Source organism: Methanolobus tindarius DSM 2278, assembly GCF_000504205.1.
GTDB lineage: Archaea > Halobacteriota > Methanosarcinia > Methanosarcinales > Methanosarcinaceae > Methanolobus > Methanolobus tindarius.
Genome location: NZ_AZAJ01000001.1, coordinates 291148 through 306902, shown reverse-complemented (window position 1 = coordinate 306902; position 15755 = coordinate 291148). Strand labels below are relative to the sequence as shown.

14 protein-coding genes are annotated in these 15755 nt (G+C 38.5%); 9 read left to right on the top strand and 5 right to left on the bottom strand.

Annotated elements, in window-relative coordinates:
* Window positions 1-2: 2 nt before the first annotated feature.
* Window positions 3-2543: a methyl-accepting chemotaxis protein gene (locus METTI_RS14910; RefSeq protein WP_169729088.1), complete on the top strand. Its 2541-nt coding sequence runs from the start codon at window positions 3-5 to the stop codon at window positions 2541-2543.
* An 84-nt stretch (window positions 2544-2627) separates the two neighbouring features.
* Here METTI_RS14910 and METTI_RS01430 read toward each other — a convergent pair whose 3' ends face one another.
* Window positions 2628-3314, bottom strand: coding sequence for a 4Fe-4S binding protein (locus METTI_RS01430; protein WP_023844029.1), 687 nt, complete (start codon window positions 3312-3314; stop codon window positions 2628-2630).
* 188 nt (window positions 3315-3502) lie between these two features.
* Between METTI_RS01430 and METTI_RS01425 the strand changes: the two genes are divergently transcribed.
* Window positions 3503-3928: an FKBP-type peptidyl-prolyl cis-trans isomerase gene (locus tag METTI_RS01425; RefSeq protein WP_023844028.1), complete on the top strand. Its 426-nt coding sequence runs from the start codon at window positions 3503-3505 to the stop codon at window positions 3926-3928.
* A gap of 142 nt (window positions 3929-4070) precedes the next feature.
* Window positions 4071-4508: a hypothetical protein gene (locus tag METTI_RS01420; protein ID WP_023844027.1), complete on the top strand. Its 438-nt coding sequence runs from the start codon at window positions 4071-4073 to the stop codon at window positions 4506-4508.
* 7 nt (window positions 4509-4515) lie between these two features.
* Here METTI_RS01420 and METTI_RS01415 read toward each other — a convergent pair whose 3' ends face one another.
* The gene (locus METTI_RS01415; protein WP_023844026.1) at window positions 4516-7320 is read right to left on the bottom strand and encodes a DEAD/DEAH box helicase; all 2805 of its coding nucleotides are present in this window, start codon (window positions 7318-7320) and stop codon (window positions 4516-4518) included.
* 248 nt (window positions 7321-7568) lie between these two features.
* On the opposite strand from METTI_RS01415, the gene METTI_RS01410 reads away from it, so the two are divergent.
* Complete coding sequence (locus tag METTI_RS01410) at window positions 7569-8111, top strand: pyruvoyl-dependent arginine decarboxylase (RefSeq protein ID WP_048135660.1); 543 nt, start codon at window positions 7569-7571, stop codon at window positions 8109-8111.
* A 73-nt stretch (window positions 8112-8184) separates the two neighbouring features.
* On the opposite strand, the gene METTI_RS01405 is transcribed toward METTI_RS01410, so the two are convergent.
* Complete coding sequence (locus METTI_RS01405; protein WP_023844024.1) at window positions 8185-8418, bottom strand: GNAT family N-acetyltransferase; 234 nt, start codon at window positions 8416-8418, stop codon at window positions 8185-8187.
* Between the two features lie 172 nt (window positions 8419-8590).
* Here METTI_RS01405 and METTI_RS01400 point away from each other — a divergent pair, with 172 nt between their 5' ends.
* On the top strand, window positions 8591-8908 hold the full coding sequence (locus METTI_RS01400) for a hypothetical protein (protein WP_023844023.1): 318 nt from the start codon (window positions 8591-8593) through the stop codon (window positions 8906-8908).
* A gap of 133 nt (window positions 8909-9041) precedes the next feature.
* On the opposite strand, the gene METTI_RS01395 is transcribed toward METTI_RS01400, so the two are convergent.
* Window positions 9042-9545 (bottom strand): GNAT family N-acetyltransferase, encoded by a 504-nt coding sequence (locus METTI_RS01395; protein WP_023844022.1) that lies wholly within the window; start codon window positions 9543-9545, stop codon window positions 9042-9044.
* Between the two features lie 420 nt (window positions 9546-9965).
* Between METTI_RS01395 and METTI_RS01390 the strand changes: the two genes are divergently transcribed.
* From METTI_RS01390 to METTI_RS01375, 4 genes are all read left to right on the top strand, one after another.
* Window positions 9966-10895: a phosphate/phosphite/phosphonate ABC transporter substrate-binding protein gene (locus METTI_RS01390; RefSeq protein WP_023844021.1), complete on the top strand. Its 930-nt coding sequence runs from the start codon at window positions 9966-9968 to the stop codon at window positions 10893-10895.
* Window positions 10896-10981: 86 nt separating this feature from the next.
* Window positions 10982-11785 carry a DUF1638 domain-containing protein gene (locus tag METTI_RS01385; protein WP_023844020.1) on the top strand — a complete coding sequence of 268 codons (804 nt, stop codon included), beginning with the start codon at window positions 10982-10984 and terminating at the stop codon, window positions 11783-11785.
* Between the two features lie 48 nt (window positions 11786-11833).
* Window positions 11834-12343 (top strand): peptide-methionine (S)-S-oxide reductase MsrA, encoded by a 510-nt coding sequence (msrA, locus tag METTI_RS01380; RefSeq protein WP_048135007.1) that lies wholly within the window; start codon window positions 11834-11836, stop codon window positions 12341-12343.
* Window positions 12344-12430: 87 nt separating this feature from the next.
* Window positions 12431-12667 (top strand): cytochrome b5 domain-containing protein, encoded by a 237-nt coding sequence (locus tag METTI_RS01375; RefSeq protein WP_023844018.1) that lies wholly within the window; start codon window positions 12431-12433, stop codon window positions 12665-12667.
* Window positions 12668-12715: 48 nt separating this feature from the next.
* On the opposite strand, the gene METTI_RS14905 is transcribed toward METTI_RS01375, so the two are convergent.
* Window positions 12716-15655 (bottom strand): PAS domain S-box protein, encoded by a 2940-nt coding sequence (locus METTI_RS14905; protein ID WP_023844017.1) that lies wholly within the window; start codon window positions 15653-15655, stop codon window positions 12716-12718.
* Window positions 15656-15755 lie beyond the last annotated feature (100 nt).

The window sequence follows — 15755 nt, the reverse complement described above, 5'->3', positions numbered from 1 at the left end:
ATATGTTAGGGAATGATAAACAAAAAAGAGAAATCATCAACGTTCTGGATTCTATCGAGTCCGGTAAAGAAGATGCAAGGTTAAGCTTACATCGGAATGGTAAAGACAGAGACTTTGCTGAGGCTTTTAACAGTTTTCTGGACAGGGCTTTGGAATGGAAAACTGAAGCTGATGAGCAAACAAAACTATCACAAGAAATGAAGGCTGCTCTGAATGCAACTGCGATAGGAAATTTAAACTTCCGTCTGGAAACAGATGATTTTAATTCCAATTCGGCTGAACTTGCAGAAATAATCAATAGCATGCTTGACAATATTGTTAAACCTCTGAATGAAAGCATTTCCATTCTGAAAAAATATGGGGTTAATGATTTTCAGGACAATGTGGAAACTGAATATCAGGGAATATTTGCAGAAAATATGCAGGCTGTAAATGAAGTTCGTGCGAGATTAATGAACGTGCAGCATACATTGGAAGATATGTCAAAAGGAAATTTCAATGACCTTGAAATGTATAAGCAGATTGGAAAGCGCTCTGAAAATGACAGACTTCTTCCTTCCATGGTTAGTATGATGGAAACAATAAAAGGAATGACTGATGAGTTCATACTGCTTGGCCAGTCAGCTGAAAATGGTAAACTCGATTATCGTGCAGATAATACTAGATTCCAGGGTATGTTCAATGAAGCAGTATCAACTGTAAATGGTGCTTTTGATGCTGTTATAAGCCCGCTGAATGTGACGGCAGAATATGTAGAACGTATCTCAAAAGGTGACATTCCTGAAAAAATCACAGATGAATATTATGGTGACTTCAACGAAATCAAGAACAACCTTAATAGTTGTATTGACGGCCTTGGAGGACTTGTTGAAAGCAATGAAGTCCTGCAGTTAATGGTCTATAATGATCATACAAGAAAAGTAGAAGGGCAGTATCAGGGAATATTTGAGGAGGTTGCATCTGCAACCAATAGTATTCATGAAAGGCTGCTGACTATTATGAGCATGAACAAGAAGATCGCTATTGGCGATATGAGTGATCTTGAAGGCCTTCAGAAAATGGGGAAGCGTTCGGAAAATGATGAACTGGTTCCCTGTTACATATCAATGCTAAGTAATATTCAGGGTATTGTTGACGAGTTCATTAAACTTGGAAATGCAGCGGAAGCCGGTCATCTCAAATATCGTGCATCAAGTTCTGAATTTGAAGGAGGGTTCAAGGAGGCAATTGATACGGTAAATCTTGCAATAGATGCATTGGTAACTCCTCTGAAAGAATCAATGGATATTGTTCACAATTATTCGGAAGGTCATCTTGATGCCAGGTTCAGCTTTGAAACAAAGGGTGATTTCCATGAATTTTCTTCAACACTTGACAGTTTCGGGCAGGAGTTGCAATCAATTATTGCAGATTCATCCGAAGTGCTTGAAGCCATTTCCAATAATAACCTGAGCAGACCGGTTAAAGTCCATGGAATAGGCGAGTTCAAAGTCCTGACTGATGGAATTGAAAAGACAAGAAATTCATTGAACGATGTGGTTTCGCTGGTCCATGAAAGCTCAAGGGATGTTGCAGCAACATCTGAGGAAATGTCTGCATCAATTGAGGAAATGACATCTTCATCACACCAGATAGCTGAAACAGTTTCTGATATTGCACAGGGTTCCCAGAACCAGGCTTCTAAGACTGAAGAGGTTACACGTGCAATGGTTGACATGACAATGACGGTACAGGAAGTAGCCAAAAATTCCCAAAAGGCAGCTGATAGTGCAAAGGACTCCAATGATCTCATAAATAATTTAGGAGCTATAGCAAGAGATTTGTTTGCAAAAATGAACTCAATAAAAAGTGCTACAGGGGATTCTTCCAGTGTTATAATGGAACTTGATTCCAAGTCCAGGCAAATTGGTGAGATAGTCAGTCTTATTACCAATATTGCTGACCAGACCAATCTTCTGGCTCTCAATGCAGCTATTGAAGCAGCCCGTGCAGGTGAACATGGCCGTGGGTTTGCGGTTGTTGCAGATGAGGTAAGGAAGCTGGCAGAAGATTCAGGAAATGCTGCAAAACAAATCGAATCACTGATTTCCGAAATCCAGACCGGCACTCACAATGCAGTAACTTCCATGAATCAGGGTGTTAATGAGGTCGAAACCGGTTCTGCCGCTCTGACTGAAGTAGTTGAAGTGGTTGAAAAAGTGGTTGAAGCCGGAAACATGATTGCTAATATGGTTCAGGATATTGCTGCAGCCGCAGAGGAGCAGGCAGCTTCAATAGAGGAAGTAACGTCATCGATTGAAGAAGTAAGTGCCATATCTGAGGAATCGGCTAATGGAACTGAAGAAGCATCAGCTGCTGTGCATGAACAGAATGCCACCATGCAGGATCTTTCACATTCTGCAGAAGATCTCTCATCTCTTGCAAGAGAGATGAAGTCTGTAGTTGATAAATTCATATTGGATTCCAGTAGTTCCAGAGGTGGACAGACTTATCAGCCGGAAGCAAGCATCGATAAAATAAGTAATGAATATACTCTTGCCTGAGTCTACTTCAAACATCAAAGATGTTTTTACTCCTTTTAAATCAACAAGGCATCATTGATGCCAATTTTCTTTTTGGTTCTGTCTTTATAGTGGACAGACCTTTATGCACATTCCGCACCTGAGTCCACCAAGAGTGTTGAACATATAATCTGCACATTTGTGCCTATCAATTGTTCCGTCTTCTGAAAGTGCTCCAACAGGACATATTTTTATGCATTTCAGGCAACTGCTGCAATGTTCATGGACAAAAGGCAAGGTAATATCAGTCTCATTATCAAGCTCAGCATCAGTTAATATTGCAGTCATGCGGACCTTTGGACCGTACTCCTTACTTATAAGTAAATGGTTCATGCCGAAGTTGCTGATACCTGCATGGTATGCAGCATATTTGATTGACATATTGGCTTTCAGTGTCTCTTTATTGGCATACCAGTAGCCGAATTCACTTCCCTCGGATGGTAATATTGTAGCTTTGTAGCCTTTTTTCTCAATGAGTTTTGCAAGCTGGAATGCTATTACTCTTAGGGTTGCAGTACCTGCCATAAGAGTATTTGTGTATTCTGCTCTTCCTGCTGGTAATGTTTCAAATGCACCTCGTGGGACACTGACTCCAAGGACAAGAACTGATTTGACATCGGACATTACATCCTGTGGTTTATTTCCTGTGTATTCAGGGTTCAGAAAACATGCCGGATCTGCAAATCCAATAATGTCAGCATTCATTTCAAAAGCAGTTTCTTGTAATGATTTTGTCAGATCTTTATCAGTCATGTTTTTTCTCCAGTTTTCGGGATTTGTGGGACTTCTAAGTCCTAATCTAATATTCATATTGTCAGCAATCCTACTTTAAAACTTGGAATGACAACTGCATGCATTTTTCACCAAAACACCTAAGTAAAGTCCTCACGTCCTTGAGCTAAATGAGTGCTAACTTATTTTTATAAACTGAGTTGATATTTTTGGCAATAAAAGACGGAGATACAATAAAAATTTCATATACCGGCACACTTGATGACGGTACTGTTTTTGATAGTTCTGAAAACCACGATGCACCTCTTGAATTTACAGTTGGTGCAGGTCAGGTCATTTCAGGTTTTGATGAGGCTGTAAAGGGAATGGAAGTTGGGGAAGAAAAGACATTCAGAATTGAAGCTGCTGATGCATACGGCGAACCAAATCCAGCCATGACACAGACAGTTCCAAAATCCATGCTTCAGTGTGACACCGAGATAACAGCAGGTATGACAATTGTGGTAGGTACTGCAGATGGTCAGCAGATGCCTGCAAAGATAACTGAAGTGACAGATGAAACACTTACACTTGACATGAATCATCCTCTTGCTGGAAAAGCACTTACTTTCAGCATCACTGTTGTTGAAGCATAAAATCAATTGAATCTTTTTAAAAATTGAACTCTATAAGAGTTCAGTTTCTTTTCTTTGAAAATTATTAGGAATTGATATATACCATTGCATTCATCAGATATATTATATTTATTCGGTTATTTTGAATATCTCAGGTGAGGCAATGTCCGTAATTAATGTATTTGCAATATTTTATGTGGCTGCTCAGGTGATTGAACGAATTACAGATTCGATCATAAAACTAATGCGGTCGTATGATGATACTAAAGCTGACATAGAGGTAACTTCTTTTAAGATAGAAAAAATAAAATCCAGGCTTGGTGTTGACTGCGATAAGGACAGAGAAGACAGGTTATATGATGAACTTCAAAGCCAGTTAAAATATCGCAATCAAAGGGACAATCGTATGGTCCTTGAGATATTCCTTATGACATCTTTTCTTGGAATTATTCTGGCCTTCATTTTGCAGATACGCTTTCTACTGATGCTGGGTGTGGCAGTTTCTCCGATAATCGACATCACAGTTACAGGCTTTTTGATATCCGGTGGCACAAAACCTTTACATGACCTGATAAAGTACATCGAAAAAGCAAAGGGTTGATGAACTTCTATTTCAGGGTCTTCTCATAGGACTTTTGTCTGAGTTCCTGAAGTTTTATATCATCAGGTTTTTCTTTAAGAGCTTCATCGAACATTTCTACAGCACCGACAAAATCACCAAGGCGGTGAAGAGCTATTCCCTTGTGCTTCCATACAACACTTTTCCCATATCCCCGGCTTATGAGTTTGTTGAAAATAGTTAATGCCATCTGGTTCTGTCCGAGTCTCAGGCATGTCATACCTTTATTCATTAGTGCTGTTGCATTTGAAGGCTGAAGTTGCAGGGCAGCTGAGAAGCATTCAAAAGCCAGTTCATGATCTTTTTCTTTTCCGGCTTTGATGCCTTCCCTAATCCACTCATCAGCACTCTTACGGTCACGCTGCCTGAGTTTTCTCCTTGCCCTGTTCAGTGCTGCAGTATGGTCAAATGGCCTGTCCTTCGGATCTCTCTGCACAGGTACGTAACTTTCATCTTTCACAGGTCTTTCAACCTTTCTTGTTACTTTCTTTTTCTGCGGGATATATGCTGGTTTGCCGAGCATCTTCCTCAGGATCATTATTGCAGCATCCTTGTCCAGTGGATTATTGTTGTTTCCACATTTAGGAGACTGGATACATGATGGACATCCATCATAACATGGACAGCTTTCTATTGATTTCAGTGTGACCTCAAGCATTTCAGTGATCCTTCCATAACCACTTTCAGCATAACCAACGCCACCGGGATGGCCGTCATACACAAAAATACCGCTGTTGCCTGAGATATCAGGATGTGATGGTGTTGAAACTCCACCAACATCATTTCTGTCAGCTAAAAGATGTAACGGGTACATTGCGATGATTGCATGCTCAATTGCATGGATCCCTCCTGCAAGGTCACGTTCATGTTCATTAACAAGGGCTGTAAAAGAATATGGCAGCTCAAGCCATATGGCTTCAGTCTCAAGACTGAACTGTGGCATTTCCAGTGAATGCTGACCAAGCTCAGTATCTGACCTCTGCTGTATTTTCCTGTAACCTGTTACCTGTTGTGTGACATCAACATCTCCAAAACCAACTTTCACTTCAGGACATGAGGGCAGGTCTTTTGTTTCAACTACTTCCCTGACAACAATATCTGAATCGACCATGGCTCTTGTGTAATATCCATCACTTGCCGGTTCAACATGAATCTCTTTTTTATCGTGGTCCAGTTTTGTGACACAATAGGGCTTACCTTTATTGATATAGACCGCACCTTCAAAAGCTTCCCTGTATGCTCTTAACCTTTCGATATCTTTCTCAAGCGGTTTTCTGGTAGCCTTATCAATTATGGTGTAACTGTCATTTTCAATATTTCTTATGGATATTTTCATGTGTGGAGCCGGGTCACGTGAACGCTTCTCAAATTCTCCTTCCAGAAGGCCTTCTTCTTCAAGAACCTGCACAATAGTATCAAATTCAGGTCCGAAATATTCTTTGTCTTCAGGTTTTAGCGGCAGTTCCCTTGCTGCACAGAGCAGATGACCTGCCTGGATGTAGCGGTTTGAAACATTTATGACAGCTTCCTCACAATCACGCCTGAAAAAATCCCCGGGATTTCTCATGTAGTACTGGTCAAGAGCATTGGAATCTGCTACAAGGGTAACTATACTTTCCCTGCTTCCACGTCCAGCTCTTCCTGCCTGCTGCCTGGCACTCATAATAGTCCCGGGAAAACCATCCATTATACAGGCATCCAGCCCACCGATGTCTATTCCAAGTTCAAGGGCGTTGGTGGATATCACTCCTTCTATTTCACCGGAAGCAAGTCCTTTTTCGATATCTTCGCGTTCGTTTCCGTGGTAACCTCCACGATAGGGGCTGATAGTTTTATCCACACCTCTTTCTGCAAGTGTATTTCTTGCCTGCACGTACATCCTTTCAACTTTCTGCCTGGACCTTGCAAAGACAATTGTCTGGAGATCACTCTGCACAAAAGTTGTAAAAAGGTCTACAGTTTCCCCAAAGCTGGCTTTTCTCTGGGTGAAATTTCTTGCACGTGAGTACAGGGGCGGGTTCCAGAACATAAATTTCTGTGCACCCTGGCCGGAACTATCGTTGTCGATAAGTGTCATTTTCCTGCCTGTAAGGGCGGAACTGTGTTCAACCGGATTTCCGATTGTGGCCGTGCAGCAGATGTAAAGGGGTTTGGCACCATAGTTATCACAAATACGATTCAGTCTTCTGAGAAGGTTTGCCATATGGCTTCCCATGACACCGCTGTATGAATGACTCTCATCAATGATGATATAATTAAGATTGGAAAGGAACTGTCTCCACTGTTGCTTCCATTGAAGGAAACTCAAATGAAGCATTTCAGGATTTGTAAATATGATTTTTGTATTTCCATGCTTTACGGCATCCTTTTCAGCTTTTGTCATTGAGCCTACAAAACGGTCAATTTTGACGTTCAAAGTCATTGTCTGACTCAGTTCCCTGAAAGTATCAAGCTGATCGTTTACAAGAGCGTTCAGGGGTGATATGTATAGTGCAGTTGCATGCGGTTCTTTAAGCAGACTTTCAAAAACAGGGAGCATGTAGCATAATGATTTTCCGCTGGCAGTGCTTGTGGAAAGAACTATATTTTCCCTATTTCTTGTCCTCTCAACAGCTTCAGCCTGATGTGCGTACAGTTGCTGGATTCCTTTCTGGTTCAAAGCATATCTTATAAGTGGATTCATCTCCAGTTCTTTGTAAGATGGCTCTCTGGCTGGTACATCCTCTATGTGTGTAATTTGCCCATCATATCTTCTTGATGATTTTATTTTTTCTACCAGCCGGGAAATATCCATTTTTAGTCTGCTCCGCGCTTTGTTAAGGAGTTCATCCTTTAATATCTTACACCTGCAAATCAACTTTAGAAGGAAAAAATCTCCTATTATTGTTTTTCAAGCACTCATAATCTTCATATATAAAGATACAATTTCAAGTATGCTTTTGGATTGATGTTATCAGTTCCAGTTTATACTTAGAAATGTCGAAAACGATAAATTTCTGTAAATGTAAACACAGATGAATAATATATAATGCGATGATTGAAATGGTTCCAAAAAAATGCTTTTTGACTAAAGGTGTTGGTGTTCATAAAGATAAATTAGCATCTTTTGAATTGGCACTGCGTGAGGCACTTATTCAGAAATATAATCTTGTTACCGTTTCCAGCATACTTCCTCCAAACTGTAAATTAGTATCACGTGAAGAAGGAGTTAAAGACCTGCCTGCAGGGGAAATTGTACATTGCGTTCTTGCACGCAATGAAACAAAAGAGCCTCACAGACTTATTGCAGCAGCTGTTGGCACTGCAGTTCCTGTAAATGAAAATAATTACGGATATATTTCAGAACATCACTCTTTCGGGGAAAATGAAGAGATAGCCGGTGAATATGCTGAAGATATTGCAGCAACAATGCTTGCAACCACTCTTGGAATTGAATTCGATTCAGATTGTGCATGGCAGGAAAGGGAACAGGTCTACAAGGCAAGCGGTCATATTATAGACACTACACATTATTGCCAGACCGCATACGGTGATAAGGATGGCAAATGGACAACTGTTATAGCCGCCATGGTGTTTATCGAGTGAAAGGAGTTACCTTTTACTTGTGATTCTTTTTGTTGTTACATTTTTATTTTCAGATGACAAGTTTCATCTTTCGTTATTCTTTCAGGACAGATATTCTCCCAATATGAAATCCTTCTCCATCGGCAAATAATCTTCCAGTTGCCACAGGAGTTGCTTCATCATAAAGTGTTAGATGGATTGATTTATCGTCATTCATATCCATCTCAAGTTTTTCATCATCCTGTTCAATTACAAAAACGTCCTTATGCACACTGTATGCATCTTCAAAACCTTTTAAACCGTCTATCCACATGCTTTTTATATTCATTTTATCATCATTTGATGCAGATTAACTTTCTCAGGAATCGCAATTTCTCTGGATATTATTTCTTTAAAAATATGATATCAAGAAACATTGCATATCGAAAAACTTAAGTAATTTATGGTTTATCCGTAGACGTCTATAGAATATATAGATTCGTAGTGATCGGAGACGTAACATGAAGAAATTTTTAAGCATACTTATGGTTTTCCTGATGATCGGACTTGTAGCCGTATCAGGTTGTGCAGACACAACAGAAGAAGCAGCAGATGAACACGCAGAAAATGCAGAAGAAGTAGCAGAAGATGCTGTAAACGAGAATGTAACTGAAGAAGTTGCAGAAGATGACATGGCAGCAGATGTTGCTGAGAATGCAACCGAAGAAGACATGGAAGCAGATGTAACTGAGGAAGAAGCAACCGAAGAAGAAGCAACAGAGGAAGCTGCTGAAGAAGCTGCAACCGAAGAAGCTACCAACGAAACAACAGATGCTTAATCCTGTTTATTTTAGATCTACCTGGCATTGTACAATATAATATTGAAATGCCAGGAACATGATCTTTTTATACTATTATTTTGTTCTAATTTTTGCTGATTTTATTATGTTTGACTTTTTTTATCACTGAATACTATCTTCTTTCGGCAAGCTCGTCTATACCTCTTTCATCAAGCCTGTACAGAAGCCACTCTTTCTGGTGTTCACCGCCCATATGTTCATAAAATTTTCTTGCGGGATTCCAGTCAAGTACACTCCACTCCAGTCTGCCACAGTTTCGTTCCCTGGCAATTTTTCCGCAATGGACCATAAGTGCTTTACCTACACCTTTGCTGCGATATTCAGGATAGACGAAAATGTCTTCAATATAGAGTCCGGGTTTACCGGTAAATGAGGAAAAGTTATGGAAAAATATAATGAAACCTGCAGGTTTCCTGTCAATTTCGGCTATTATGGCTTCTGCATATACTCTTTCGCCGAAAAGGGCTTCATGAAGAGTTTCTTCTGTTGAAAGGACGTGATCACTCAGGTCTTCAAAATCAGCCAGGGACCGTACAAGATTCATTATAAGAGGAATATCATTCTCATCTGTGTGCCTAACAGTGATTTCACATCTTAAATCATTTTCATCTTTCATTTTTATACCTTCATGGAGTTATGATTAATTCATAATATCAACCTGTCATAATATTGAATTAGTATTATTTCTATCGAATCTTTTAAAACAATAAAAGAGCAAGTTAATAACAATGAAAGTTCTAAAATCTCTGATTATAAGTCTGGTTATTTCCTTATTGGTTACTATAATTGTTACTCAGGCACTGGAAGATACTATTTATTTTTCACTGTTTATAGGTATTCCGTGTGGATTTATTGCTTTTATATTATCATTTATATCTTTTGAAAGATAATATATATAGGTATGGTCAATTTGCATAAAATCTTATAAGTTTATGTATTTATTAAATATCATGCATCATCATTGTCCAGGTTAAAATCAGATGCTATAATAAGAAATGCCAAGGTACCTACGTCCAATAAAGGAATGAATTTAACTATGAATGTTTTTCAGAACCATATAAAGAGATTCTATATTTTAATAATTGCATTAATTCTGAGTACAGTCCTATCCGGATGTGTAGAAGAACAGGAACCTGTTGAAGATCCGAGTTCACAGAATGAACTAAGAATCGGACTTATATTGTGGGACACTCCTGTGGAAGTTACCAAACAGTTTACTGCTGTAGAAGAATATCTTGGTTCGGAACTTGGAATGGATGTAGTAACTATAAAAAGTACAGATTATTATGCTATTATAGATGCAATGGAAGCAGGAAAACTGGACATCGCCTTTTTTGGTCCATTTTCTGCAGTCATTTCAGCTGAGAGTTCGGGTTCTGAAATCATTGTAGCTGGTGGGAATGCCGATGGTAATCTTGAAACTTACAACAGCTACATTATCACTAACAGAAAGTCAGATATTACTAGTATTGACTATCTGGTAAACAATTCTCAGAATATATCATTTGCTTTTGTAAATCCTGCTTCTACTTCAGGTAATCTTATTCCTCGCGGATATCTGTTATCACAGGGTGTTAACCCTGATGAAGATTTCAAGAACACATTGTTTTCCGGGGGACACGATAACACTATAGATGCTGTACTGTCAGGCAATATTATTAATTCCGGTGCAGTGTCATCGTCAACCTATGAGCGTTATTTCGAAGATGATAACTCTTCAGAAAATAATATTATAATTATCTGGGAATCCGATTCTATTCCCACAGATCCGATTTCAGTGAGAGGAGATATGGACCCTGCACTCAAAGAGAAAATCAAGAATGCTTTCCTTGAAATGCATGAAAAATCTCCTGAGACATTTCAGAATTTCATGGATGTGCGCGAAGGGCATGCCTTATATGTAGAAGCTAATAACAGCGATTATGCTTTTATCAGGGAAATGGCTCTGTCACTGGGATATATTTAATCACTCCCCATTTTTCATAGGCTTTTTATCTGCATTTATGGAAAACAGGCAAAAGGGTCAATAACCAGTAGTGAAAACATAGTGATATGCCATTACTGACAATACTGTCGTGCAAGATACTTCAGGATGAGATCGTGCACATACTTGAAAATGATAGTTCCGTGGATGAGATTCTTGTAGTTGGTAACGGTCAGGAAGACGATTTTGTCTTTAAGCTTAGGAAATCAGGTATTGATTTTCGTATAATTTCACCTGCAAAAATTCGTTCTGACACGGAGAGTTACAGGAATAATCCTGAACAGTATACAGTAATGATCTATATGGTTGAACTTGCACTCCATGAGTTCCCCAAAATACTCAAAGCTGAAATCTATAAATTATTAGATGAATTGAGTACATGTTCAAATGCTATCCTGATGTTCTACGGTTTATGCGGTAATGTGTTTGATAAAATAGAATCAGATTATGCACACCTTGAAGGAACATGTCCTGTGAGAATACTCAGGGATGAAACACGCACCGTGGACGATTGTGTTGGTGCAACCCTTGGAGGCTGTCAGGAATATCTGGCGACGCTTAAAAAGTTCAGCGAGCATGGGACGTTTCTTTTTACTCCAATGTTTGCTCATGCATGGCGTGAGATTATGAGAGTTGATCCTGAGAAACCTGAAAAAACCATAAAGATGCTTAGAAAGGTCAATGAGGTCACGGGGTATAAAAGGGTTGCAAAGGTCAGGACCGGACTCACTTACACCGAGAATTTTGATGAAAAAGTCGACGAGTTTGCAGAAATCTTTGACTTTGAAGTACTTGAAGTTGAAGGTGGACAAAGCCTTTTTGAAAAATGTTATTCGGATATTAAAGACGAAGTTCTTGTAAAATCCCATTAACAGAAACATTTATGGCTTATGCATGCTCACCTTTTCATAGGTGATGGGATGCTATCTCAAGAGGAATTACTTGGCAAGGGCTATGAAAAAGCAACATTTGCAGCAGGTTGTTTCTGGGGTGTGGAAGCAGTATTCAGAAAAGTGCAGGGTGTTGAATTCACACAGGTCGGTTACACTGGCGGGAACAAAGAAAATCCTACTTACAAAGAAGTCTGTATGGGTAATACGGGACATGCTGAAGCTGTGGAACTTCTTTTCAATTCAACTATAGTTCCATATGAGAAGCTGCTGGAACTTTTCTGGGAACTGCATGATCCAACAAGTCTAAATAAGCAAGGCCCGGATGTTGGGACTCAGTACCGTTCTGCTATATTCTATCATAACGAAGACCAGAAGAATAAAGCTATTTTCTCTAAAAATGAACTGGAACTATCAAATCGCTTCAAAAATCCTGTAGTAACACAGATACTGCCTGCTGGTCCGTTTTACAGGGCAGAGGAATATCATCAACAGTATTTTGAAAAGACAGGTACGCAGGGTGGCTGTTTTTTCAAATAAGTACTTTCAATCTTATTTTTACTTTGATAGTGGAATAAATACCCAAAAGTCTATTAATTTGAAAGATGATTGTAGAGTGGTGAGGATATGCAGGAATTTACACTTGAAGAAGTAGCCAAATACAATGGCACTGATAATGAGAAAGTTTATGTTGTTTATGCAGGTCAGGTTTATGATGTGACTGCAAGTGAGTTCTGGGAATCAGGAGAACACATGGGCTTGCATGAAGCAGGAACAGATTTAACTGAATCTCTTGATCTGGAAGCTCCTCATGAAACAGATGCACTGGATAATTTCCCGGTTGTTGGAAAGATAAAAGAGTGATTACAAGTTATCTCATATCTTTTTTTACTATCTTTTTTATTTTGTATTTCAGGAATTGTTATAGATAGGCAATTCAAATATGAATGATGAACCTAAATCAGGTTCACTTTCAACCCGTATAGAACCTTTCTGCATTTCAAGGTATTTTTTGACAATTGCAAGTCCCAGGCCAGAACCCTGGTAGTTTCTGCTTAGCGCAGAATCAACCTGTCTGAAAGGTTCAAACAAATCTTTCTGGTCAGCTTCGGGTATACCAATGCCGGTATCCGTTACCGCCACTTCTATCATGTTAAGAGTTCTTTTTGCTGTTACCCTGATATTTCCACCTTCCATTGTGAACTTAATTGCATTGCCTATCAGGTTGTACAATATCTGTTTGAATTTGAGTTTGTCCGTTTCTATAATAGTAACATCATCTTCAATCTCAAATTCAAGTGTCAGGTTTTTCTGTTCTACTAATGAAGAGACATTTTTCATGATTTCATCCATGATCTCAACAACATTTGTTTCTTCAATTGAAAGATCCATTCTGCCGGCTTCTATCTTGGAAATATCCAGAATATCATTGATAACTTCAAGTAAATGCTTTCCACTGTTGGATATGTTGTTAAGATACCTTGTCTGTTTCCTGTTAAAATCATGGTCTCCAATATGCAGTAGCATGTCGGAAAATCCGATAATTGAATTTAGAGGTGTGCGAAGCTCATGGCTCATATTTGTCAAAAACTCGCTTTTAGACCTGTCAGATTCCTCTGCTGCAATTTTAGCATTAATAAGTGCTTCTTCAACTTTTTTCCTTCCTGAAATGTCGTAGAAACTTTCAACAAGGTATTCTTTTCCTTTAAGTTTTACAGAAACCACGGATTTGATTACAGGTATTTCATTTCCGTCTTTGTCCAGAAGTATTCTCTCCGATTTGTCTACTTTTTGACGCAGATCAATTATAGGACACTGGTTTTCGAGTGCGTTACAAACGAATTTATGGCAAACATTGCCTATTATTTCCTCTTTGGGAAGTCCTATCATTTTTGCAGCAACAGGATTCACATCTGCTATTGTTTTGTTCTCTTTATCTATAAGGAGTATGCCGCTATTGATATTGTTAATGATGGTTGTTAATCTTTCAAGAATTTCATGTTCCATTTCATCGATTTTTTTTCTTTCAGTAACATCACGAATAATTGCTACTGCATTCCATGATCCGTCTGAAAGCTGCATGGAAGACAGGGAAAGTTCAATCGGGAACTCTGTTCCATCCTTATGTTTTCCCTCAAGCTCAATAGTATTTCCAACAACTTCTCCATGTCCGGTTTTAGTGAAGATCTTAAAGCTTTCTTTGTAGTCATCAATGTATTTATCAGGGGCAATGAAGCTATGGACTTCCTGACCAATGATCTCACTTTCTGAATATCCGAACATCCGGGTAGCTGCTTCATTCCAGAATATAGTCTTACCCTCGTTGTTGAGCATTATTATTGCATCATTGGCTGATGTTGCTATTTTTGAGAACTTCTCTTCGCTTAGCCTCAACTTTTCTTCAGCATCTTCTCTTCTGTTTATTTCATTCCTAAGTTCCTTCTCATGAAGAAGTATTTCCGTAATATCATTATGGGTATATATCCTGCCATAGATTTCATTATTAATTACCAGTGGAATTGAATATGTCTGAATTGTTCTTCCATCCCTGAGTTTCAATAATGTCCTGTTAGAATCAGTTGAATATTTCCTTCTATTGACTTCGTTTTCTACAGCTTCAGGATTCTCAGCTAAATTCAGGATTTCTTTAAGTATGGTATCCCCGTCAGTTTCATGTCCAATATAAGACGGAAGATTAAATATGTGCCTGTATTCCGGATTCATGAAAAGGACTTTTGCATTTCTATCAAACGCAATGAGACCATAGGATACAGATTCAATTGTTGACTGGAATATTATACTTTTTTCCTGCAGGGAATCCAGCATTGAATTAATATTGTCTGCAAGTTCGGAGAGCTCATCATTTCCTTCTTTTTTTAGACGGGATTTTATGTCAGCATTGAAGTCTATTTCTTTAATTCCATTTTTAAGGGATGTTATTCGTGAAATCAAGTTTTTATTTAGGAGTGAAAGAAGTAAAAACGCAAATGTTATTGATATAATAAGTGAAAGGTAAAAAGTAGTATATATTGTTGCCAGACCTTCTTTATAAATTACTCTTTCCATTTTTGTTTTGAATATGAGGGCAGGTTCACCATTTATGTCATTTACAAGGAAATAGGCATTAATAAAGCCATTTTTTTCTTCAATCATTGTCACGTACCCATCATCCAGTACCTGTTCTTTTACTGCTGCATAATCTGCCGGCAGGTTTTTGCTGTCAAGTTTCTGGAAATCTATTGGAAGGAGTGTCTGCTCTTCCATTGGTTCAATAAATGATTCGTCAAGGAAACGTCCAGTGATCAGTGTCCCTTGAATAGGTCCTCCATAATCACTTTTTGTAATAGGCCTGGATGCAATTATGAGAGTTGAATTTGAGAGTTCAATGATTCCTGAATAAGATGATTCAATATAGGTGTGGTTTAAGAGTACACTATTATTTTCGATATCTCTAAGAAGTTCTGGTGAAAGGTTAATTTCCTCTTCATTTTCAAGATCACAGGCAAGTCCATAAACAAGTTCTCCATCTTTGTTGTAGAAAAGCATGAAATTTATATCGAGTGTTAATAGTGTTTCGATATCATCAATGTTGGATTTGATATATTCATTATTTCTATTCTGTATAAACTCATACGTATCATCCCATGTAGCCCAATCGTAAGTATTCTTATCAATGTGCTTTACTTCATTTTCAAAAGCTCGCTGGACTCTTAGAGCATTGTCCTGTAAAACATTACTTTCGACTTCTTCAGTATGCGTTAAAAATACATAATGGGTGACTGATGCAGTGAGGAAAAAGAGGAAAATAAAAATAATTCCCAGAATCGTTATTGTTTTATTATAAATTCTCATGCAGTCACCATATTATTCCATAACAGAGGAATCATACTGATTTAAAATGTTTTCGTATTTAATTTATAAATTATCCGGTGCACAGGACGTTGCTTGTGTA